This window comes from Rhizobium sp. YIM 134829 (assembly GCF_046546455.1).
Window position 1 is genome coordinate 185299 of sequence record NZ_JBKHKI010000002.1, and the last position, 21208, is coordinate 206506.

Below are 21208 nucleotides of genomic sequence, written 5' to 3' on the forward strand. Positions count from 1 at the left end.
CCCTACCGGCCGTTGACGCCGATTGCCTCTTCGGGATGGCCCTGCAGGTAGCGCTGGTCGATGTCCGGCAGCGGCTCGCCCTCGATCGCGGCCTCGAAGGCACGCAAGCGCTTGTAGATGGAGAGCAGCTCGACGATCGTCGTCCAGGAATTGACGAGATACTGGAAGGATTCGCGCACCTGCCCGAACACGTTCTGGATCTGGCTCATCACGCCGAGCGTGAGCTTGCCGGCGACGATCGAGGGCACGAGCACGAAGGTGCCGAAGAGATTGTCGGCCTGCAGGTAGAAGATGCGGGCGACGTTGAAATACATGTAGTGGAAGTAGAGGCGGAAATAGTTTTTCCGCACATTGGCGAAAAGCTGCCGCACCGTGATCGGATCGGCCCGATCGGGGTCGTCCTCACCATAAACCAGTTCCTTACGATAAGCCGCCTCGACACGCTGGTTGCGAAACTCGAGCCCCGGCAGCTTGATGCCGACCAGCGCCAGGAACACGGTACCGAACAGCGACCAGCAGATGGCGGCCCAGACGAGCGCATGCGGGATCTCGCCCACGATCGGCAGTTCGGTCACGACCGAGGAGAATTTGAACAGCACCGGCATGAAGGCGATCAGCGTCATGATGGAACTGACGAGGTTGACGCCGAGCCCTTCCATCGTCCGCGAAAAGCGCATCGTGTCGTCCTGCACACGCTGCGAGGCGCCTTCGATGTGGCGGAGCTTGTCCCAGTGGCTCATGTAGAAATCGTTCATCGCCGTGCGCCAGCGGAAGACGTAATGGCTGACGAAGAACAGGTTCAGGACGCCGACCGTGACCGCCACGAAGGCGATTCCGGCAAAGCCCAACATGCCGAGGTAAAGCTGCTCGGCGGTGACCGGCGCAGTGCGGGCAAGCGCCTGCTGGATCAAGTCGTAGAACGGCCCGTACCAGGCATTAATCGCGACGCTGACCTGGACCGAGAAATAGGTGTTGAAGATGATCAGCGCCGTGCCAAGGATCGACCAGTTCTGCCAGGGATGCGGCCGATAGGTGAACCAGAAGGCTGCGAACAGAGCCACCATCAACGCATAGTAGATGTAGAACCACAGGAAGGGCGGCGACCAGAAGACAGAGACGCCGATGATCGGCTCCTGCCCCTCGGGAAGCGATGGCAAGCCGATCAGATTGCCGAACTCACTTGCTCCCCCATACCAGGCGATGATCGCAACCAGGGTCCAGATGACGACGGAAGGGAAGAAGTAGCGCGGATAGGGGAAGAAGGAGACGAACACGGCGCGGGCTTTCGCAAGGTGACGGCCGGTCTGGCCAGGAGACGAATTCAACGGCGCGAACCTAGGCGAAAATCTCCAGGCCAACAATCGCGGAACAAGAAGATTACGCTTAATTAATCACGCGGTTCGCCCTCTTGCATCATCCTTCCTGGCAGCATCGCGCTGAGGCTGCAGGCGCGGGTGATCTCGGCGCGCATCGCGGTGACAATCAGCGCGGAGGCGAGGAGGACGGCGGCGGCGATGAGGGTCGGCAGGGTGTAGGTGCCGCTGCTCTCCGCCAGACGACCCGCGACGAGCGGGCCCAGGATCTGGCCAATGCCGAAGGCGACCGTCATCAGGGCGATGATCCGCCGCGGGCTTTGCGGCGCAAGGGCGCGGCCGATCTGCAGCCCGAAGGCCGTGATCATCAGGAATGTCCCGCCGAGCATCAGGCCGCCGACAAGCGGCGCTGTCGCCGGCGGCAGCGTGACGCTGAGCACCAGCCCGACCGCCTCCAGCAGAAGACCGGCGAGATAGGCCCCGACGAGACCGATGCGCGGCACGGCAAGACGCCAGAGCGCGACCGACACGGCGGCGCTGAGACCGGTCGCCAGCCAGGACAGAAATTCGAGATCGGGATTGGACGCAACCTGCCGCGCCATAGCGACCAGGAAGGTGGCGGTGATGACATAGCCGAAGCCAAACAGCCCGTAGCTGACAGTCAGCGCGACGAGCGGCGGGGTCCAGGCAATCCGCGGCTCGACAGCCGGCGACGAGGCAGACCGATCGGATGCGGCCGCGGGCATCGGCAGGGCGAAGGCCACGAAAAGCGTGCCGAGAGCCGCAATCCCGGCACCGGCGAGCCAAGCCTCGCGCCAGGCCGCCAGACCGATGGTCGGCGCACCCTCCGGCAAGAGCCAGACCATGAGGGAGGAGAGCGCGATGCCGAGCCCGACTCCGCCGAAGTGGGCGGAGGCAACATGACCGGCTGCCGCGCCTTCGCTCGCAGGGGCCGCCTGCGACAGGACGATCTGCGACACCATGACCATCACCAGCGCGCTCGAGAGCCCAGCCAGGAAGCGGATCGCCGCAAAGATCAGCCTGTCGGAAACAAGGCCCATCGCCAGGAGGAGAAGCGTGGTGGCGCCGAGCATCGAGAGCGCGATCGCCCGTTCACGACCGGCCGCAGCCCCCTGCCCGGCCAGCCATGCGCCGATGAGATAGCCGAGGAAGTTTGCCGACGCGATCATGCCGGCATCGGCGGGGGTTAGCCCTAAGTCGCGCATCATGCCGGGCAGGATCGGCGTGTAGGAAAATCGGCCGAAGCCCATGGCGATGGCCATGGCGACCGCGCCGGCCGCCGCCGTCCGGACGAGGTGGGAAACACGCGCCGGACTCATCATGGTCTGTCTTTCATGTCGGCAGAAGAGTGAAGGAAGGCCGCGTGCGCGCCCTCACCCCGCCAATGTCACCACCAGCGGGCCGTTTCGGGTCACCACCACCGTATGCTCATATTGCACGGTCGGCGCGCGCGGCTCGCTGTAGAGCGTCCAGGGGTCGTCGCCCTCGCTGCTCTCCGCCCATTCGGCGCCGAGCGAGAGGAAGGGTTCGATGGTGAAGACCATGCCTTCTTCCATGCGCCGCTTTTCCTGTTTGTCGGGCCAGGTGGCGATCTCGGTCGGCTCCTCATGCAGCGACCGGCCGACGCCGTGGCTGGAGAGGTTGGTGACCAGCGTATAGCGGTTCTTCTTCGCAAAGGCGCCGATCGCATTGCCGATCGCGGCGAGCGAACGGCCGGTGCGCACCTCGTTCAGCCCGACCCAGAGCGCGCGCTTGCCGTCGCGACAGAGCCGCTCGACCTCGCGGCGGACCGGCGGCACGGCGAAGGAGGCGCCGGTATCGGCGAAGAGCCCGGCCTTCTCGGCGGAGACGTCGATATTGACGAGATCGCCCGGCTGCAGGATACGCGGTCCCGGAATGCCGTGGGCGATCTCCTCATTGACGCTGATGCAGGTGGCGCCGGGAAATTTGTAGGAGAGCTCCGGCGCCGACTGGGCGCCCGCCTCCTCCAGCACCTTGCGGCCGATCGCGTCGAGCTCGGCCGTCGTCATGCCCGGCTCGATCGCCGCACCCATGACCGAGACGGCCTTGGCGCAGATGCGGCCGATCTCCTTCAGGCGGTCGAGATCGTCGGCGGAATCGAGGGTCATGGCAGGGCTTTCGCAGGCTCGGCGTCTGGCAAGGCGCGCGGCGGTCGGGACGCGCGGGGATCTTCCCTATCTAAGCCCTGTCGGGCGCGGGATAAAGTGGGGCGCGCGGCTTACAAAGCCGCGGCCGGTTCGGCGGCGGTTTCGCTGAGACGCGCCCGCACCAGCGGCGCGACCTTGGTGCCGTAGAGCTCGATGCCGCGCATGATCTGCGCATGCGGCATCAGCCCGATCGCCATCTGCAACAGGAAGCGGTCGTTGCGAAAGAGCCCGGCATGGCGGACGATCTTCTCGGCCACCGTGTCCGGATCGCCGAGGAACAGATTGCCGCGCGGCGAGATCGCCTGGTCGAAATGGGCGCGGCTGGTTGGGCCCCAGCCGCGCTCGCGGCCGATCCGGTTCATCAACTCCGCCTGCGGCCCATAGAACTGGTCGGCCGCCGCCTGATTGCTGTCGGCGATGAAGCCATGGACATTGACGCTGGTCTTCAGCTTCGACGCGTCCTGGCCGGCGCGGCGCGCCGCCTCGCGATAGAGCTCGAAGAGCGGCGCGAAGCGGGCCGGTTCGCCGCCAATGATGGCGAGCGCCATGGGCAAGCCCAGCGCACCGGCGCGGGCCACCGATTGCGGCGTGCCGCCAACGGCAATCCACAGCGGCAGCGGATCCTGCAGCGGGCGCGGATAGACGCCGCGCCCGTTGATCGCCGGCCGCATGGTGCCTGACCAGCTCACCACCGCCTGCTCGCGCAGATGGATGAGGAGATCGAGCTTTTCTGAGAAGAGATCGTCGTAATCGTCGAGCGACTGGCCGAAGAGCGGGAAGGACTCAATAAAGGACCCACGCCCGGCCATCATCTCGGCCCGGCCGCCGGACAAGAGGTCGAGGGTTGAAAACTGCTGGAAGACGCGCACCGGATCTTCCGAGGACAGTACGGTGACCGCGCTTGTCAGCCGGATGCGCGAGGTGCGCGCCGCGGCCGCCGCCAGCACCACAGCCGGGGCGGAGACCGCATAGTCCGGCCGGTGATGTTCGCCGAGCCCGAAGACGTCGAGCCCGACCTGATCGGCAAGCTCGATCTCCTCGATCAGCTCCCTGAGCCGCCGCTCCCCCTCCCGCCCCTTGTCCGGCGCATTCGGATCGACATCGCCAAATGTGTAAAGTCCGAGTTCCATCGTCTTCGTCCCGCTCTTTGCCGCCGATGACTTAAGCGTAGAACGACGAAAAGACTATGGCCATGCCGTGCACACAGCGTTCAGGAAGCGTGCCCAAACTCCCATGGATTGAGGCATGCGACGCCGGTCGATTCAAAATCCTTGATGTTCCGGGTGGCCACGATCAGCCCATGTTCAGCAGCGGTCGCGGCAATCAGCGCGTCGCGCTCCGGACGGCGATCGGGCACATGAAAAGCGGCGCATCGCAGCGCAATGGGCACGTCAACCTGAAGGATACGGTCACGAAGCGCGGAGAGAACATATCCGTGGACCCATTCACGCAGCGTTGCAGCCTGGCGTTTGTCGATGCGCTCAAGCCTCAGAAGCCCGATCTGCATCTCCAGCACTGTGATGACCGAGAGGTAGAATGCGCGTTGATCCAGCCGATCGGCCCATAACATGACCGAAGGGTTACAGGTCCCGATCCGGACCTTCCTCAGTTCGGAGATCACGTTTGTGTCCAGTAGATACATCAGGGTCGCGAGCCAGCGAGACCCCAGTCCCCCTTCATCTCGGGAAACTCGAAATCCGGATCCACCGTTTCGGTGCCAGGCATCTTCAAGGCGTCGAGGAGCGAACGGGCTGCTTCAGCCTGCTCAGCCTTCGCGGTCGGCTCCACAAGGTCTCGATAGGCATCCATCGACATCAGGACATAGGCTGATGTGCCGTTTTCCGTAATGATCACGGGGCCGCTCGCTGTCGCACGAACGGCGGCAGACACGTCATTCTGCAGATCGTTTCGGCTATATGTCTTGATCACGGATCAACACCTCGTCTCGCCCGCGGCAGGCCAGTCAATGCTCCATGAATGAACCCTAATGCAGAAGGGCGTCCTGCTCAAGCGTACCCTCGCCCCTACCCCACCGTCAGCGTCCGCTTGACCGCCTCCTTCCAGCCGCGGATTTTCTCGCGGCGGGTCTTTTCGTCCATGGTCGGCTCGAAGCGGCGGTCGCGGGCCCAGGTGCGGGCGAAGGTGTCGCGGTCGGGCCAGACGCCGGCGCGGCTGCCGGCGAGCCAAGCGGCGCCGAGTGCCGTGGTTTCGAGAATGACCGGCCGGTCGACCGGCGCGTCGAGAAGATCGGCGAGCCGCTGCATGGTCCAGTCGGAGGCGACCATGCCGCCATCGACGCGCAGGACTGTCTCCGTCCCGTCATTCTTCCAGTCGCGATGCATGGCGTCGGTGAGGTCGCGGGTCTGGTAGCAGACCGCCTCAAGCGCCGCCTTGGCGAGTTCGGCTGGACCGGTGTTGCGCGTCAGGCCGAAGATGGCGCCGCGGGCATCCGGGTCCCAATGCGGCGCGCCCAGCCCGGTGAAGGCCGGCACGAGATAGACGTCCTGGGTGGGATCGGCCTGGTCGGCCAATGTCCCCGTGTCCGGCGCCGACTTGATCATCTTCATCCCATCGCGCAGCCATTGCACGGCGGCGCCCGCCACGAAGATCGAGCCTTCCAGCGCATAGGTCGTCTCGCCGTCCAGCCGATAGGCGATCGTTGTCAACAGCCGGTTCTTGGAGCGCACGATGTCGCGCCCGGTGTTGAGAACGGCGAAGCAGCCGGTGCCGTAGGTGGATTTCACCATGCCGGGCTCGAAGCAGGCCTGGCCGATGGTGGCGGCGTGCTGGTCGCCGGCAACGCCGAGGATCGGGATCTCGGCGCCGAACAGCGATGCCTGGGTGACGCCGAAATCGGCCGAGCAATCCTTGACCTCCGGCAGCATGGCGGGCGGCACGCGCAGGATCTCCAGCAGCTCCTCGTCCCACGCGTTGCGGGCGATGTCGTACATCAGCGTCCGCGAGGCATTGGTGGCATCGGTGAAGAAGGAGCGCCCGCCGGTCAGCCGCCAGATGAGAAAGGTGTCGATCGTGCCGAACAGCAGGTCGCCGCGCGCGGCGCGGGCCCGGGCGCCCTTCACATTGGCGAGCATCCAGGAAAGCTTCGTGCCGGAGAAATAGGGGTCGAGCAGAAGGCCGGTCTTGCGGGTGAAGGTCTTTTCCAGCCCCTGCTTCTTCAGCTTGTCGCAATAGGCGGCCGTGCGCCGGTCCTGCCAGACGATGGCCGGGTGGATCGGCTTGCCGCCCTCCTTCTCCCAGACCACCACCGTCTCGCGCTGGTTGGTAATGCCGATGCCGGCGATCTCGCGCGCCTCGATCCCGGCCTTGCCGATCGCCTGGCGCACCGTCTCGACCACCGTCTCCCAGATCTCCTCCGGATCATGCTCGACCCAACCGGAGCGGGGAAAATGCTGGGTGAATTCCTTCTGTCCGGAGCCCACGACCTTCTGGTCGCCGTCGAAGACGATCGCCCGCGTCGATGTGGTGCCCTGATCGATCGCCAAGACATAGCCGCTCATGAAGTTCCTCCCGATCCTCCGCCGTCTCTCCCACGGCGCATTTCGAAAAAGCACAACACAAGGGCAAAACGAATGTCAAACGAAAATGAAACGCAAGTCGGGCGGCATTGCGGGCAAGCGCACACGAACCAATGCCAAAACAGCAATTGTCACCTTTCGGCCTTGGGCATAGTCTGACTCGATACTGGCTTGAAGGCGAACACGTGACGGATTCTTCCCCTACCCCTGGTGCCATCCGCTTCCTGCTCAACGACCGCGAGGTCCGGCTGGACAAACTGGCCCCGACGACGACGCTGCTCGACTTCCTGCGGATCGAGCGCCGCCTGACCGGCACCAAGGAGGGCTGCGCCGAGGGCGATTGTGGGGCCTGCACGGTGCTGATCGGCCGGCTGCTCGGCGATCGGCTGGTCTATGAGGGGGTGAACGCCTGCATCCGTTTCCTCGGTTCGCTCCACGCCACCCATGTGGTCACCGTCGAGCATCTGGCGGCGCGCGACGGAACGCTGCACCCGGTGCAGCAGGCGATGGTCGATTATCACGGCTCGCAATGCGGCTTTTGCACGCCAGGCTTCGTCATGTCGCTCTATGGCCTGTGGCTATCCAAGGACAATCCGGGCCGGCCGGATATCGAAAAGGCGCTCCAAGGTAATCTTTGTCGCTGCACCGGCTATGAGCCGATCGTGCGCGCGGCGGAAGCCGTGGCCAGGGCGCGGCCCGACGCGGTCTTCGACCCGATCCTCTCCACCCGCGAAACGGTGCGCATGGCGCTGACGGCGATGCGGACGGAGGAGACGATCGCGATCGGCCCGGCGGAGGCGCGGCTGATCGTGCCCGGCACGGCCGAGGCGCTGGCCGAGACGCTGGAAACTCATCCGGAAGCGACCATCGTCGCCGGCTCCACCGATGTCGGCCTGTGGGTGACGAAGCAGATGCGGCCGATCAACCCGGTGGTCTTCATCACCGGCCTTGCAGAGCTGCAGGGCATCGAGGAGACGGACGCGGGCATCACGCTCGGCGCCGGCGTCAGCTATTCCACTGCCTTTGCCACGCTTGCCCGCCGCTTCCCCGCGCTCGGCGGCCTGCTCGATCGGCTCGGCGGCGATCAGGTGCGCAATATGGGAACGATCGGCGGCAATATCGCCAACGGCTCGCCGATCGGCGACACGCCGCCGCCCTTGATCGCGCTCGATGCGGTGCTGACGCTGCGCAGCCGCGAGGGCCGGCGCAGCGTGCCGCTCGAACAGTTCTTCCTCGCCTATGGCAAGCAGGACCGGCGGCCGGGCGAGTTCGTCGAGAGCCTTTTCGTGCCCGCGCTGCCGGAGGGCGAGCATTTCGCCGTCTACAAGATCTCCAAGCGGCGGGACGAGGATATTTCCGCGCTGTGCGGCGCCTTCCGGCTTGCCCTGTCGGAGACCGGTACCGTCACCGCCGCCCGCATCGCCTTCGGCGGCATGGCCGGCACGCCGAAACGGGCGCTGGCGGTGGAAGCGGCGCTGATCGGTAAGCCTTGGAGCGAGGAAACGGTCACCGCCGCCCGCCCCGCCTTCGATGCGGACTACCAGCCGCTGACCGACTGGCGGGCGAGCGCTGCCTACCGGTCGCTCACCGCGAAGAACCTGCTGTTGCGCTTCTTCCTCGAAACCACCGGCGCGGCCAGCCAGCTCGTCCGCTTCGAGGCCGCCGAGTGAACGGCCGCAGCGAGACCCGGGCGCGAGACCGGAAGGAGATCTGACGCGATGGACACATCCACCTTCGAGGAGCGGCGGCTGATCGCCAAGACCATTGCCGGCCCCATGCATTCGGGCCTGCGCCATGACAGCGCCCACAAGCATGTGGCCGGCAGCGCCGATTACATCGACGATATCCCCGAGCCGGCCGGCACGTTGCATGCCGCGCTCGGCCTGACCGACCGCGCCCATGCCGAAATCCTGTCCATGGACCTCTCCGCGGTGGAAGCCTATCCGGGAGTCGTGCTGGTGCTGACCGCCGGGGACATTCCGCACAACGACATCAGCCCCAGCCATCTCGACGACGAGCCGGTTCTGGCCGAGACCAAGGTGGAGTTCCACGGTCAGGCCGCCTTTGCGGTGATCGCCGAGACACGCGATGCGGCACGGCGGGCGGCCCGGCTTGCCCGGATCGACTACCGCGACCTACCGCATGTGACGGATGTCGCCGAGGCGAAGGCTGCGGGCCAGCCGCTGGTCACCAAGCCGCTGACGCTCTCGCGCGGCGATGCGGCGGCCGCGCTCGAAACCGCGCCGCAGCGGCTCAAGGGCCAGATGCGGATCGGCGGGCAGGAGCATTTTTATCTCGAGAGCCACATCGCCTTCGCCATTCCGGGCGAGGATGACGAGATCACCGTCTGGTCCTCGACCCAGCATCCGAGCGAGGTGCAGCACATGGTCGCCCATGGTCTGGGCGTGCCCTCCAATGCGGTCACCGTGCAGGTGCGGCGGATGGGCGGCGGCTTCGGCGGCAAGGAAACACAAGGCAACCAGTTTGCGGTGCTGGCGGCCGTGGCGGCCAAGCGGCTGAAGCGTCCGGTCAAGCTCCGCCCCGACCGCGACGAGGACATGGCCGGCACCGGCAAGCGCCATGATTTCCTGCTCGACTACGAGGTCGGCTTCGACGAGACCGGCCGCATCGAGGCGGTCTCCGCAAATTATGCCGCCCGCTGCGGCTACTCCTCGGATCTCTCCGGCCCGGTGACCGACCGCGCCCTCTTCCATGCCGACAGTTCCTACTACTATCCGCATGTGCGGCTGACCTCCGAGCCGCTCAAGACCAACACGGTCTCCAATACCGCCTATCGCGGCTTCGGCGGGCCGCAGGGCATGGTCGGCGGCGAGCGGATCATCGAGGAGATCGCCTATGCGCTCAGCAAGGATCCGCTGGAGATCCGCAAGCGCAATTTCTATGGCGACGAGACCGACGGCCGCAATGTCACGCCATACCACCAGACGGTGACCGACAACATCATCGCCCGGCTGGTCGGCGAGCTGGAAGCAAGCGCCGACTACCAGGCGCGGCGCGCGGCGATCCTCGACTTCAACCGCACGAGCCGCGTGATCCGCAAGGGCATCGCGCTGACCCCGGTCAAGTTCGGCATCTCCTTCACCATGACCGCCTTCAATCAGGCGGGCGCGCTGGTCCATGTCTACCAGGATGGCTCGATCCACCTGAACCATGGCGGCACTGAAATGGGCCAGGGGCTCTACACCAAGGTCGCCCAGGTGCTGGCCGATAGTTTCCAGGTCGATATCGACCGGGTGAAGATCACCGCGACGACGACCGCCAAGGTGCCGAATACTTCGGCTACCGCCGCCTCCTCCGGCTCGGACCTGAACGGCATGGCGGCTTACGACGCCGCGCGACAGATCAAGGACCGGCTGATCGCCTTTGCCGCAGAGCGCTGGCAGACGACGCCGGAGGCGGTGCGCTTCGTGCCGAACCACGTGCAGATCGGCGAGGAGCTGGTGCCCTTTCCCGATTTCATCAAGCTCGCCTATTTCGCCCGCATCCAGCTCTCGGCCGCCGGCTTCTACAAGACGCCGAAGATCCATTGGGACCGCAACACCGGCCGCGGCATGCCCTTCTATTACTTCGCCTATGGCGCCTCCTGCTCGGAGGTCTCGATCGACACCTTGACCGGCGAATATATGGTCGATCGCGTCGACGTGCTGCATGATGTCGGCAAGTCGCTCAACCCGGCGATCGATATCGGCCAGGTCGAGGGCGCCTTCGTGCAGGGCATGGGGTGGCTGACGACGGAAGAGCTCTGGTGGGATGCCAAGGGGCGCTTACGCACCCATGCGCCCTCCACCTACAAGATCCCGCTCGCCTCCGACCGGCCGAAGATCTTCAACGTCAAGCTCGCCGACTGGAACGAGAATGCGGAAATGACCATCGGCCGCTCCAAGGCGGTGGGCGAGCCGCCCTTCATGCTGCCGATCTCGGTTCTGGAGGCGATCTCCATGGCGGTGGCCAGCGTGGCCGACTACCGCGAATGCCCGCGGCTCGACACGCCGGCGACGCCGGAGCGGGTGCTGATGGCGGTGGAGCGCCTGCGCGGCGCGCGCGGCTGACGACATCATGGCTGCGATGAAATTTGCCGTCGGCGACCTGCGCGCCTTTCTGGACCGGGAATATCCGATCATCCTGATCGAGATCGTCGAGGCGAAGGGCTCGAGCCCGCGCGAGGCGGGCGCCTTCATGCTGGTTTCGCCGACGGACAGCCACGCGACGATCGGCGGCGGGCAGATGGAGTATCTGGCGATCGACCATGCAAGGGCGATCCTCGCCGGCATGAGCCAGGAGATGCAGCTCGACATTCCGCTCGGACCGGAGATTGGCCAATGCTGCGGCGGCCGTGTAACGCTTGCCTTCAGCCGGCTCGACGAGGCAGGTCTCGCTGCCTTCGACGCGCGGATCGAGGCACGGCTTGCCGCCATGCCCGAAGTCTGGCTGTTCGGCGCCGGCCATGTCGGCCGGGCGCTCGGGGAAGTGCTGGCGCTCTTGCCGGTCAAGGGCACGGTGGTGGAGACGCGGGCGAGCGAGCTGGCGCTGATGTCGGTCGGCATGCGCCACCGCCTCGCCGCCCTTCCGGAAGCCCTCGTGGCAGAGGCGGCGCCCGGTGCGGCGATCGTCATCCTCACCCACGACCATGCACTCGACTTCCTGATCGCCCGCGAGGCGCTGGCGCGCGACGATCTCGCCTATGTCGGCATGATCGGCTCCAGGACCAAGCGCGCCACCTTCGCCAGCCATGCGCGGGAGAACGGCCTTTCGGAGGAGAGGATAAACCGGCTGGTCCTGCCGATCGGCGGAAAGACGGTGCCGGACAAACGACCCGCCGTCATCGCCGCCATGACGGCGGCCGAGCTTCTGGTGGCGCTCAGCACCTATCGCAGCCAGGGGTCCTCATAACCGCGCCGGTCGGGACCGTCGAGAAAGCCGAGGTCACGCTGCATATGTTCGGTCAGCGACTCGGGGTCGAGCCGCGACCGCCGGGCCAGAAGCCGGCCGGCAAGCCAGGAGAAAAGGCGCCGGGCGAACGCCGGCCACCGGCGTGCCAAAACGAATGAATGGGCGGAAAGATCGGTCACGGACGCACCTCATGGATCAGGGAACTGCTTGCAGTCTCCGCCCGATCATGCTGCAGATCCAATCGAACATCCGTCTCTGACCATCAGGAACACTGATCCATGAAACTGTCGCGCCGCATCCCCCTCAACGCGCTGCATGTCTTCGAGGCGGTGGCGCGGCTCGGCAGCTTCACCCGCGCCGGCGAGGAGCTGGGCCTCACCCAGACGGCCGTCAGCTACCAGATCAAGCTGCTCGAAGAGGGGATCGGCGAGCCACTCTTCCTGCGCCGCCCACGCCAGATCGCGATGACCGAAACCGGCCTGCGCATGCTGCCGAAGGTCACCCAAGGCTTTACGCTGCTCGCCGAGGCGCTGGCGGAGGCGCAGGAGGGAAGCCGCGACACGCTGCACATCAACGCCACACCCACCTTCGCGCTGCAATGGCTGTCCCGCCATCTCGGCGCCTTCCAGCTGCGCCATGCCGCCCTTGCCGTGCGCCTGTCGACGACGCAGGAGATCATTGACTTTTCCCGCGAACCCGCGGACCTCGCGCTGCGAGCCGGGCGCGGACAGTGGCCGGGACTGAGGGAACACAGGCTGATGCCGATCGACTTTTCGCCCATGCTCAGTCCGACGCTGATCGAGGCGGCGGGCGGCATCGAGCATCCACTCGACCTGCTGAAGACGCGGCTGATCGATCCCGGCGATCCCTGGTGGCCGATCTGGTTTAAAGCCATGGGCGTGCCGCCGCCGGATCTCAGCGGCATGACGCAGAGCCGGATGGGCGCGCAGGTCTATGAAGCCGGGCTCGCCATGGCAGGCCAGGGAACCGCGATGCTGACGCCGGCCTTCTATGGCGACGACCTGAGCAGCGGACGGCTTGTCCAACCCTTTGCCACCACGGCGAGCGAAGGCCAGTCCTACTTCCTCGTCTATCCCGAGACCCGCGCCAACCTGCCGAAGATCCGTCATTTCCGAGACTGGATTGTCGGCGAGTTTGCGTCTGTTTCGGCGGCGTCGTCAGGATGAAGGAGGCGGAAGACGAGCGAGCCGGAGCCCGCGTGCCGACTCTTCCTGTCGATATCATTCTTTCGGAAAACAGACCCCTTCCCTCCCCTTGCGAAATTCCGCACTGTAGGAACGGGGGGTGAGAAGAAGGGGAAGCGCATGTATGAATTCGCCATCGCCTGGGAATGGCTGGCCTTTGCCGTTCGCTGGCTGCATGTCATCACCGCCATTGCCTGGATCGGCTCGTCCTTCTACTTCATCGCGCTCGATCTCGGGCTGGTGAAGCGGCCGCATCTTCCGATCGGCGCCTATGGCGAGGAGTGGCAGGTTCACGGCGGCGGCTTCTACCATATCCAGAAATATCTGGTCGCCCCGGCCTCCATGCCCGAACACCTCACCTGGTTCAAATGGGAGAGCTATGCCACCTGGCTTTCCGGCTTCACCCTTCTCTGTCTGGTTTACTACGGCGGCGCGGATCTCTTCCTGATCGACCGACACGTGCTCGACGTTTCGGCGCCCACCGCCATCGCCCTGTCGCTCGCCTCGCTCGCCATCGGCTGGATCTTCTACGATCTGCTCTGCAAGTCGCCGCTCGGCAAAAACACCTGGGTGCTGATGGGCATCCTCTATGTGGCGCTCGTCGCCATGGCCTGGGGCTATCTGCAGATCTTCACCGGCCGCGCCGCCTTCCTGCATCTCGGCGCCTTCACCGCGACGATCATGTCGGCCAACGTCTTCTTCATCATCATGCCGAACCAGCGCATCGTGGTGGCGGACCTGATCGCCGGCCGCACCCCGGATCCGAAATATGGCGCGATCGCCAAGCAGCGCTCGCTGCACAACAATTATCTGACGCTGCCCGTCATCTTCTTCATGCTGTCCAACCACTATCCGCTGGCCTTCGCCACGGCGCATAGCTGGATCATTGCCGCGCTCGTCTTCCTGATGGGGGTGACGATCCGCCACTGGTTCAACACCACCCATGCCCGCAAGGGCCGGCCCACCTGGACCTGGCTGGTGACCGTGCTGATCTTCATCGTGATCATGTGGCTGTCGACGAACCCCAAACTGCCGGGCGCGCCGGAGGAGGTCTCGGCTCTCCCGCCGGTGCTCGCCCGCTTTGCCGCGGACACCCATTTCCCGGCCGTGCGCGACACGGTCTCGACCCGCTGCTCCATGTGCCATGCTGCCGAACCTGTCTATGAAGGGCTCGCACGGCCGCCCAAGGGCGTGATGCTGGAAACGGAGGCCGAGATCGCCCGCCATGCCCGCGAGATCTATATCCAGGCCGGCCGCAGCCACGCCATGCCGCCTGGCAACGTGACCGAGATGACACCGGAGGAGCGAGGGTTGATCACCGCCTGGTTCGAGAGTGCCGCCCGGAAAGGCAGCGTGGAATGACCGCCCGCCTGATCCGCGGCCGCACGCTGACCTTCGAGCGCATGCCACAGGCCCTCGATGACCATTCCGCCTATCGCTATGAGAGCGACGGGGCCCTGCTCTTCATCGACGGCCTTATCCAGGAGGCAGGGTCCTACGAGACCGTTCGCGCCGCCGCGCCTGAAGATGTTGAGGAGATCGACCATCGCCCGCATCTGATCCTGCCGGGCTTTATCGACACGCACCTGCATTTCCCACAGATGCAGGTCATCGGCTCCTATGCCGCCAACCTGCTCGAATGGCTGAACACCTACACCTTCCCCGAAGAATGCCGCTTCGTGGAAAGCGCGCATGCAGCGCGGATCGCCACGCACTTTTTTGACGAGATGGTCCGCCACGGTACGACGACAGCGGTCGCCTATTGCTCGGTCCACAAGGCCTCCGCCGATGCCTTCTTCGCCGAAGCGCTCCGGCGCGACATGCGCATGATCGCTGGCAAGGTAATGATGGACCGCAACGCGCCGCAGGGCCTGCTCGACACGCCGGAGCTCGGCTATGACGAGACGCGGGCGGTGATCGAGGAATGGCACGGAAAGGGGCGCAACCATGTCGCCATCACGCCGCGCTTTGCCATCACCTCGACGCCGGAGCAGATGGCGGCGGCCTCAGCGCTTGCCCGCGAGTTTCCCAACCTGCATATCCAGACGCATCTCTCCGAGAACCACGACGAGATCGCCTTCACCGGCTCGCTCTATCCCGATGCGGTCGACTATCTCGATGTCTATGCCCGCTACGATCTGCTCGGCCGCAAGACTCTGTTCGGCCATTGCATCCATCTTTCCGAGCGGGAGCGGCAGGTGATGAGCGAGAGCGGCTCGGTCGCCGTCCATTGCCCGACCTCCAACCTCTTCCTCGGCTCCGGTCTCTTTCCCTTGAAGGCCATTGCGCGCGGCGAGCATCCGGTGCGGGTCTCGGTGGCCTCGGATATCGGCGGCGGCTCGAGCTATTCCATGCTGCGGACCATGGACGAGGCCTACAAGATCCAGCAATTGCTGGGCGAGCGGCTGAACCCCTTCGAGAGCGCCTATCATCTCACCCGCGGCAATGCCGAGGCAGTTTCGCTGGTCGACCGGATCGGCACGCTGGAGGTTGGAACGGATGCGGATGTGATCGTACTCGACATGGCGGCGACGCCGGCCATGGCGCTCAAGGCCGAGGTGGTCACCTCCCTGGCGGACGAGCTCTTCCTGCTGCAGACCATGGGCGACGACCGCGCGATCGTCGAGACCTATGTTGCGGGCCGTCCGGCAAAGAGCGCGCTTCCGGGGAGCTGACCTGTCCAACCCATTCCAGCGCTAATGATGCCGAACATCCTTGGTCAGGGTGCTGTCCAGGCTGAGGATGAACTTCCAGAGCAGCGGAATGTCGAAATGCTCCGGCCGCGCCAGCATCCAGTTCAGCGCCATGGAGGAGGTCCAGGGCGTCTTGTAGGGTCGCACCGAGGTCAGGGCCTCGTAGACGTCGCAAATGGCCGCCATGCGGACATGGATGCCGAGCTCGGCAGCGGCGATCCGGTCGGGATAGCCCTTGCCGTCCATGCGCTCGTGATGGTGGCGGGTGATGTCGAAAACCAGGTCCGGCAGGCTGTTCTGTTGCTTGAGGATATCGTAGCCCAGCACCGGATGGCTCATGATGATCCGCCGCTCCTCCTCGGTGAGCGCCGTCGGCTTCTGCAGCACGGTGATCGGAATCGCCAGCTTGCCGACGTCATGGACCAGACCGGCAACCCCCATCAATTCGATCGTCGCCGCATCGAAGGCAAGCGACCTGGAAAAATGCACCATCAGCGCCGAGACGGCGACGGAATGCAGGAAGGTGGATTTGTCCCGGCTTTTGAGGCGCGTCAGGTCGAGCATGATCGCCGGACCGGACTCGACACTCTTCGTCACCTCTCCGACCAGAGGCGAAACACCCTCCATGGTCAGCGGATCGCCTGACAGAACGGTGCCGAGCACGGCTTCCAGCTCGCGCGTCGCCTGCGTCAGGATGCGCGCGGTTTCCTTGCGCTGCTGCAGCGTTGCCGCCGCTTCCGCCGAATCAGGACGGCGGAGACCGTCGATATCGACGCCCATGCTGGTGTTGATGATCGCCCCGACAATGCCGCTGGTACGAATCTGCTGCGCCAAGGCTTCGGAGTCCAGCAGGAATCGTCGCCGATTGATCGGGGTCGTCTGCCACTCCCCCTCCAGCGTTTCGATAAACATGCCCACTCGCACTTGCGTGCGATCAATGCGCTTGATCACTGAGACGTGCTCCCACCGGCAGGCTCACGAGGACGAAGCCGGCCGTGCCCTCTCTCAGATGTATCCGCGATTTCTTAAAATAGCGATAAACGAACCGTTCAACGCTGCTGGGCTGCTTAGTTTGAATATTCGTATATCATGTAATTATTAAATATTCCTTTAGCTGCCGCGATAGGTGGAGTAGCTGTAGGGCGAAAGCAGCAGGGGAACATGATAATGCGCCGCCGCGTCGGCGATGTTGAATCGCAGCGGGATGAGATCCAGGAAGGGCGGCTCGGTCAGCATTGCACCGCTGCCACGCAGATAATCGCCGGCATGGAAGACAAGCTCGTAGCTACCGGCCGCCATGGTTGCACCGGAAAGGATCGGCCCATCGATCCGGCCGTCGGCATTGGTCGCGACCGACAGCAGGTGCTCGCGGCTGTCGCCATCGAGGCGGAAAAGATCGATCGCCAAGCCTTCGGCCGGCCGCCCGAGCGCGGCATCGAGAACATGGGTTGTCAGTCGTCCTGTCGCGGCCATGGGCGCTCCTTCTGGTCAGACAATCGGAAGGTCGATGTGAAACGGCCGATCATAGGCCCGTTCCTCGAGATTGAGACCGGGCCCGTCGCGGTCCACCACGAGAAAATCCTGCACGGAACCCACGGCGATCAGCGGATGATGCCAGGTATTCGGCCGATAATTGACGCCCTGGCTGCCCGTTGCCGCGAAGACCCGCGGGCGCCCCGGCCGGCCGTCTTCATCGTCCGCTACGGCAACCAGCCAAGCGGCGCCGTTGAGCGGCGTGAAGCTCTGAGATCCCAGTGGATGGCGCTCCATCATGTCGATCGCATAGGGGAAAGCGCGGGGTTGGCCCCGGAAGAGGTTGAGGATGACGCGCGCCCCCTCGCCCAACGCTTGCGCAACGCCCAGCGCATGGAAGCGCTCGGTAGTGCCACCATTGATAAGGCGCATGGTGGCGGGATCCGCCTCGAGCACCGTGCCGAAAGGGGCGAATGCCTCCGCCGTCAAGGTTTCGAGGACCAGGGGGATGGGTACCGCGGTCGCGCCTGCGCTCATGCCTTGGTTCCGTAGAGGCGCAGCCGGCTGGTGCCGCCATCGGGATACATGCAATAGCGCACATGGGTAACCGGACCGATCGCCTTCACGCTGTCGCCCGTAAACGCGTGGACATGGTCCATCTGCAGCTTGGCCTCTTCGAGGATCGGCTGCCATCCCTCCGATGCCTCGATATCGGCTTGAGTGAACGGCCCCTGATGGTCCGGCAGATAGGCGCCGAACAGCGCGCAGCGGTCCGGGAAGTTGCCCTTGAAATGGGCGGTGTCGACTTCAATCCGGCGGATCTCGCCGGGATGGCCGAGCTTGATGATCGTCCAGTCATGCCCGGGACCACGCCGGCGCGCCGTTTCCCAGCCATCGCCCATATTGACGCCACGGCCAGGCGCGAGAATCTGGTCGGGATGGCCGTAATGCGCGTCCGACCAGGCGAGCGAATGGGCGCCGCCGAAGATATAGGCAAGATCGATCTCCTGGTCGGGCCCGACCTTCGACCAGTCGAAATAGGCCGAGCCATAGACGCGCAGTCGGGCGATGCCGCCGTCGGGATAGATGTGCAGGCGAAGATGGGTGAAGACCTTGCCGCGATCGGCTTCCGCCGGCTGCAGGTAATGATGGGCGCTGGGACCGAGCGGGCTTTTCGGCAGGATCTCCGTCCACACCGTATCCTCGACCGGATCGCCATCCTCGATGAAGGCCGCCTCGATCGAGCAATGTGGCGGGTAGTTGCCGGTGAAATAGCTGGTGTCGACATCGAAGCCGGCAATGCGGCCGGGCATGGCGAGACGGATCACGGCATGGTCGTGGCCGGGCACGCGCTTGCGCCGGCTCTCCCAGCCATCCATCCACTTGCCGTGGTCGTCATATTTATCGGCGATGAAGATGGCGGGATCGTCGCTCAGCATCCGGGAGACGGGCGCGAAGAATTCATCCGTCGTCGACACTCCGATGGCTCCGAGCCGGCCCGAGGCCAGATTGACCGCTCCCTTGGCGAAGTCTGGAAGGTCGAGCGGCGTGGTAACGGTCATTCTGTCTCTCCGGGAAGCATGGATGTCAGGCGCAGCCAGGCGATCTTCTCGACCTCGGCCGCGGCAGTTTCGAATTCCTCGTCCACCCCATTGTCGATCCGGCGCTCGAAGGCGGCGAGGATGTCCGCCTTGCCGAGCCCCTTGACGGCGATGATGAAGGGAAAACCGAACTTGTCGGTATAGATGGCATTGAGCGTGGTGAAGCGCTGGTGCTCCTCCGCCGTCAGCCGATCGAGGCCAGCCGAGGCCTGCTCGGCCTTTGATTCAGCCGTGAGCTCGCCGGCGATCGCCAGACGCCCGGCGAGATCCGGATGGGCGCGCAGCACCTGCATGCGCTCGCCATCATCGGCGGTGCGAAAGATCTCCACCATGGCGGCATGGACGCGCGGCGCGGTCAGTGTCTCGCCCTCCAGCCCATCGAAGGCTCGCTCCGCCACCCAGGGTGAATGTTCGAATACGCCGCCGAAGCGGCTCACGAAGTCGTCTCGGCTGGTCATAGGGCTGATCCCGGATGGTGGTGATCATGCCAATGGCGAGCGATCTCGATGCGGCGGGCGATCCAGACCTTGTCCTTGGAGAGGACATAATCGACGAAGCGCGCCAGGGCGGCGGCCCGGCCGGGCCGGCCGACCAGGCGGCAATGCAGGCCGACATTCATCATCTTCGGGCTGCCCTCGGCGCCCTCCTCATAGAGAACGTCGAACGTGTCCTTGAGATAGGTGAAGAACTGGTCGCCTGAATTGAAGCCCTGCGGCGTGGCAAAGCGCATGTCATTGGCGTCGAGCGTATAGGGGATGATCAGATGCGGCGTGTCGGGCGCGAGCCCCGGCACCCAGAAGGGCAGGTCATCGGCGTAGCTGTCGGAGGAATAGACGAAGCCGCCCTCTTCGAGGACCAGCTTCAGCGTGTTAAGCGAGGGCTTGCCCTGATACATGCCGAGCGGATGGGAACCGGTGAGCTCGGTATGCAGGCGCACGGCCTCGCGAATATGTTGGCGCTCCTCCTCCTCCGGCACGTCCTTGTATTCCAGCCAGCGATAGCCGTGGCTGGCGATCTCCCAACCGGCCTCCTTCATGGCGGCGACAGCCTCGGGGTTGCGGGCCATGGCGAGCGTTACGCCATAGACGGTGACCGGAACCTGCCGGCTGGTGAAGAGCCGCCACAGCCGCCAGAAACCGGAACGCGATCCGTATTCATAGATCGACTCCATGTTGAGATTGCGCTGACCAGGCCAGGGCTGCGCGCCGACGATTTCGGACAGCAGCGATTCGGAGGCCTTGTCGCCATCGAGGATCGAGCTCTCGCCGCCTTCCTCGTAATTGACGACAAATTGCACAGCGATGCGGGCCCCGCCCGGCCAACGCGCATCGGGCACCGAGCGCCCGTAGCCGACGAGATCGCGCGGGGTCGTGAGATCCAACATTGAAAGCCTTTCCCTTCCGGTTCCGCCGGACGGTAACATTCGAGAAGCGAATGTCGAGACGCTTCTCCGGCTTTTCGACAGGGGACGGTGTCCGGGCGCGCGGTCAGGCGGAGGCGGGAATGCGGTGCAAAGCGGCGGCCACATCCGCCTCCACCGAACCCGACGGAGGCAGAACCCCGCCATCCGTGCGCTTCATGGGGCGATGGGCGGCGAGCTTGCCGAGCGGATGCTGGGAATGGACACGCAGCGGCGCGCCGCGCTCCGGCTCGACGAACAGCGCCAGGCTGCGAATATCGAGCGGCTTGCCGAGATGGGGGCCGATCTGCAGGCGCAAGCCTTCCTCGATCCGCTGCCGGATCGCGACAGGCACCGGGCCGCTCAGCGCCATGTGGAAGCGGAACTCGTCCATCACATGAGGGTCGCCCCAGCGGTGCAGGTTGGAGAACTGCGGCGCGGTCAGCTTATCCAGATCGAGCCGCTCAAGCTCTTCCTCGCGCAGCGGAGCGCGAAACGCGTCGAAGGCCTGGACAACGCTTGCGGCCAGATGCGCCATCTCGGCGCAGGGTCGAGCGGCGGCGAGACCGAAGAAGTCGCCGAGCCAGGCGATCTCGACATCAGCCATTTCAAAGGGGGACAGGTCGGAGGTGAACCGCATCAGCTGGTTGAGCAGCTGCCCCTCGCTCATCCCATCCGCGAGCGCGAACGGCGCCTTGATGGCGGCGTGAAAACCATAGCGGCGCGGCACGGCGGTGTGGAAGGCCAGATCCTGATGGCTGAGACCGGCAACGGCCGGTTGCTCGCAGAGCACATCGGAATAGACGTTGCGTCCCAGCCATTCGGCGGCCGCGATCGACAGCGGATCGTGAATCGGCGGTGTGAAACAAATGGCATAGCGCATGGTCG

General features: G+C 65.0%; 21 protein-coding genes. 6 read left to right on the forward strand and 15 right to left on the reverse strand.

What is annotated here, in order from left to right:
• Nucleotides 1-2: 2 nt before the first annotated feature.
• The 7 genes from sbmA to glpK all read right to left on the reverse strand — a co-directional run bounded on the left by sbmA (nucleotide 3) and on the right by glpK (nucleotide 7020).
• Entirely contained in the window at nucleotides 3-1274 is a 1272-nt protein-coding gene (gene sbmA, locus ACLE20_RS05775) for a peptide antibiotic transporter SbmA (protein ID WP_410939509.1), read from the reverse strand.
• A 113-nt stretch (nucleotides 1275-1387) separates the two neighbouring features.
• Entirely contained in the window at nucleotides 1388-2656 is a 1269-nt protein-coding gene (locus ACLE20_RS05780; RefSeq protein ID WP_410939313.1) for a YbfB/YjiJ family MFS transporter, read from the reverse strand.
• Between the two features lie 51 nt (nucleotides 2657-2707).
• Nucleotides 2708-3463 (reverse strand): type I methionyl aminopeptidase, encoded by a 756-nt coding sequence (map, locus tag ACLE20_RS05785; RefSeq protein WP_410939314.1) that lies wholly within the window; start codon nucleotides 3461-3463, stop codon nucleotides 2708-2710.
• A gap of 110 nt (nucleotides 3464-3573) precedes the next feature.
• Nucleotides 3574-4632: an LLM class flavin-dependent oxidoreductase gene (locus ACLE20_RS05790; RefSeq protein WP_410939315.1), complete on the reverse strand. Its 1059-nt coding sequence runs from the start codon at nucleotides 4630-4632 to the stop codon at nucleotides 3574-3576.
• Between the two features lie 80 nt (nucleotides 4633-4712).
• Nucleotides 4713-5144: a type II toxin-antitoxin system VapC family toxin gene (locus tag ACLE20_RS05795; RefSeq protein WP_410939316.1), complete on the reverse strand. Its 432-nt coding sequence runs from the start codon at nucleotides 5142-5144 to the stop codon at nucleotides 4713-4715.
• On the reverse strand, nucleotides 5144-5431 hold the full coding sequence (locus tag ACLE20_RS05800; RefSeq protein ID WP_410939317.1) for a type II toxin-antitoxin system Phd/YefM family antitoxin: 288 nt from the start codon (nucleotides 5429-5431) through the stop codon (nucleotides 5144-5146). Before ACLE20_RS05800 ends, ACLE20_RS05795 begins: the two co-directional genes overlap by 1 nt.
• A 95-nt stretch (nucleotides 5432-5526) precedes the next feature.
• Nucleotides 5527-7020, reverse strand: a complete 1494-nt coding sequence (gene glpK, locus ACLE20_RS05805; protein ID WP_410939318.1) for a glycerol kinase GlpK — start codon at nucleotides 7018-7020, stop codon at nucleotides 5527-5529.
• Between the two features lie 131 nt (nucleotides 7021-7151).
• Here glpK and xdhA point away from each other — a divergent pair, with 131 nt between their 5' ends.
• From xdhA to xdhC, 3 genes are read left to right on the forward strand one after another with little or no spacing between them, the layout of a single operon-like run.
• Entirely contained in the window at nucleotides 7152-8708 is a 1557-nt protein-coding gene (xdhA, locus tag ACLE20_RS05810) for a xanthine dehydrogenase small subunit (RefSeq protein WP_410939319.1), read from the forward strand.
• Nucleotides 8709-8756: 48 nt separating this feature from the next.
• Nucleotides 8757-11108: a xanthine dehydrogenase molybdopterin binding subunit gene (gene xdhB / locus ACLE20_RS05815; protein ID WP_410939320.1), complete on the forward strand. Its 2352-nt coding sequence runs from the start codon at nucleotides 8757-8759 to the stop codon at nucleotides 11106-11108.
• A gap of 7 nt (nucleotides 11109-11115) precedes the next feature.
• The gene (gene xdhC / locus ACLE20_RS05820) at nucleotides 11116-11949 is read left to right on the forward strand and encodes a xanthine dehydrogenase accessory protein XdhC (protein WP_410939321.1); all 834 of its coding nucleotides are present in this window, start codon (nucleotides 11116-11118) and stop codon (nucleotides 11947-11949) included.
• Here xdhC and ACLE20_RS05825 read toward each other — a convergent pair.
• Nucleotides 11925-12128, reverse strand: coding sequence for a hypothetical protein (locus ACLE20_RS05825; protein WP_410939322.1), 204 nt, complete (start codon nucleotides 12126-12128; stop codon nucleotides 11925-11927). The genes xdhC and ACLE20_RS05825 overlap by 25 nt on opposite strands.
• A 99-nt stretch (nucleotides 12129-12227) precedes the next feature.
• Here ACLE20_RS05825 and ACLE20_RS05830 point away from each other — a divergent pair, with 99 nt between their 5' ends.
• The 3 genes from ACLE20_RS05830 (at nucleotide 12228) to guaD (ending at nucleotide 15829) form a co-directional block, all read left to right on the forward strand.
• Nucleotides 12228-13136, forward strand: coding sequence for a LysR substrate-binding domain-containing protein (locus ACLE20_RS05830; protein WP_410939323.1), 909 nt, complete (start codon nucleotides 12228-12230; stop codon nucleotides 13134-13136).
• Nucleotides 13137-13274: 138 nt separating this feature from the next.
• Nucleotides 13275-14516: a urate hydroxylase PuuD gene (gene puuD, locus ACLE20_RS05835; RefSeq protein WP_410939324.1), complete on the forward strand. Its 1242-nt coding sequence runs from the start codon at nucleotides 13275-13277 to the stop codon at nucleotides 14514-14516.
• Nucleotides 14513-15829 (forward strand): guanine deaminase, encoded by a 1317-nt coding sequence (gene guaD, locus ACLE20_RS05840; RefSeq protein WP_410939325.1) that lies wholly within the window; start codon nucleotides 14513-14515, stop codon nucleotides 15827-15829. Before puuD ends, guaD begins: the two co-directional genes overlap by 4 nt.
• 21 nt (nucleotides 15830-15850) lie before the next feature.
• Here guaD and ACLE20_RS05845 read toward each other — a convergent pair whose 3' ends face one another.
• The 7 genes from ACLE20_RS05845 to ACLE20_RS05875 form a co-directional block, all read right to left on the reverse strand.
• Nucleotides 15851-16798 (reverse strand): HD-GYP domain-containing protein, encoded by a 948-nt coding sequence (locus ACLE20_RS05845; protein ID WP_410939326.1) that lies wholly within the window; start codon nucleotides 16796-16798, stop codon nucleotides 15851-15853.
• A gap of 159 nt (nucleotides 16799-16957) precedes the next feature.
• Nucleotides 16958-17320 (reverse strand): hydroxyisourate hydrolase, encoded by a 363-nt coding sequence (gene uraH, locus ACLE20_RS05850; RefSeq protein ID WP_410939327.1) that lies wholly within the window; start codon nucleotides 17318-17320, stop codon nucleotides 16958-16960.
• Nucleotides 17321-17335: 15 nt separating this feature from the next.
• The gene (locus ACLE20_RS05855; protein WP_410939328.1) at nucleotides 17336-17857 is read right to left on the reverse strand and encodes an ureidoglycolate lyase; all 522 of its coding nucleotides are present in this window, start codon (nucleotides 17855-17857) and stop codon (nucleotides 17336-17338) included.
• A complete protein-coding gene (gene alc, locus ACLE20_RS05860; RefSeq protein WP_410939329.1) occupies nucleotides 17854-18882 on the reverse strand; it encodes an allantoicase in 1029 nt (342 codons plus the stop codon). Before alc ends, ACLE20_RS05855 begins: the two co-directional genes overlap by 4 nt.
• Nucleotides 18879-19379: a 2-oxo-4-hydroxy-4-carboxy-5-ureidoimidazoline decarboxylase gene (uraD, locus tag ACLE20_RS05865; RefSeq protein WP_410939330.1), complete on the reverse strand. Its 501-nt coding sequence runs from the start codon at nucleotides 19377-19379 to the stop codon at nucleotides 18879-18881. Before uraD ends, alc begins: the two co-directional genes overlap by 4 nt.
• Entirely contained in the window at nucleotides 19376-20305 is a 930-nt protein-coding gene (gene puuE, locus ACLE20_RS05870) for an allantoinase PuuE (RefSeq protein ID WP_410939331.1), read from the reverse strand. The genes uraD and puuE overlap by 4 nt, the downstream gene beginning before the upstream one ends.
• A gap of 103 nt (nucleotides 20306-20408) precedes the next feature.
• Nucleotides 20409-21203 (reverse strand): DUF1045 domain-containing protein, encoded by a 795-nt coding sequence (locus ACLE20_RS05875; protein ID WP_410939332.1) that lies wholly within the window; start codon nucleotides 21201-21203, stop codon nucleotides 20409-20411.
• Nucleotides 21204-21208: the final 5 nt, after the last annotated feature.

What these genes read in the sequence shown, in the direction of transcription:
- map (WP_410939314.1), bottom strand. Translation starts at nt 3,463, where the DNA reads ATGACCCTCGATTCCGCCGACGATCTCGACCGCCTGAAGGAGATCGGC.
- ACLE20_RS05875 (WP_410939332.1), bottom strand. Translation starts at nt 21,203, where the DNA reads ATGCGCTATGCCATTTGTTTCACACCGCCGATTCACGATCCGCTGTCG.
- puuD (WP_410939324.1), top strand. Translation starts at nt 13,275, where the DNA reads ATGTATGAATTCGCCATCGCCTGGGAATGGCTGGCCTTTGCCGTTCGC.
- ACLE20_RS05780 (WP_410939313.1), bottom strand. Translation starts at nt 2,656, where the DNA reads ATGATGAGTCCGGCGCGTGTTTCCCACCTCGTCCGGACGGCGGCGGCC.
- uraD (WP_410939330.1), bottom strand. Translation starts at nt 19,379, where the DNA reads ATGACCAGCCGAGACGACTTCGTGAGCCGCTTCGGCGGCGTATTCGAA.
- guaD (WP_410939325.1), top strand. Translation starts at nt 14,513, where the DNA reads ATGACCGCCCGCCTGATCCGCGGCCGCACGCTGACCTTCGAGCGCATG.
- ACLE20_RS05855 (WP_410939328.1), bottom strand. Translation starts at nt 17,857, where the DNA reads ATGAGCGCAGGCGCGACCGCGGTACCCATCCCCCTGGTCCTCGAAACC.
- alc (WP_410939329.1), bottom strand. Translation starts at nt 18,882, where the DNA reads ATGACCGTTACCACGCCGCTCGACCTTCCAGACTTCGCCAAGGGAGCG.
- xdhC (WP_410939321.1), top strand. Translation starts at nt 11,116, where the DNA reads ATGGCTGCGATGAAATTTGCCGTCGGCGACCTGCGCGCCTTTCTGGAC.
- uraH (WP_410939327.1), bottom strand. Translation starts at nt 17,320, where the DNA reads ATGGCCGCGACAGGACGACTGACAACCCATGTTCTCGATGCCGCGCTC.
- ACLE20_RS05795 (WP_410939316.1), bottom strand. Translation starts at nt 5,144, where the DNA reads ATGTATCTACTGGACACAAACGTGATCTCCGAACTGAGGAAGGTCCGG.
- ACLE20_RS05830 (WP_410939323.1), top strand. Translation starts at nt 12,228, where the DNA reads ATGAAACTGTCGCGCCGCATCCCCCTCAACGCGCTGCATGTCTTCGAG.
- glpK (WP_410939318.1), bottom strand. Translation starts at nt 7,020, where the DNA reads ATGAGCGGCTATGTCTTGGCGATCGATCAGGGCACCACATCGACGCGG.
- puuE (WP_410939331.1), bottom strand. Translation starts at nt 20,305, where the DNA reads ATGTTGGATCTCACGACCCCGCGCGATCTCGTCGGCTACGGGCGCTCG.
- xdhB (WP_410939320.1), top strand. Translation starts at nt 8,757, where the DNA reads ATGGACACATCCACCTTCGAGGAGCGGCGGCTGATCGCCAAGACCATT.
- xdhA (WP_410939319.1), top strand. Translation starts at nt 7,152, where the DNA reads ATGCCAAAACAGCAATTGTCACCTTTCGGCCTTGGGCATAGTCTGACT.
- ACLE20_RS05790 (WP_410939315.1), bottom strand. Translation starts at nt 4,632, where the DNA reads ATGGAACTCGGACTTTACACATTTGGCGATGTCGATCCGAATGCGCCG.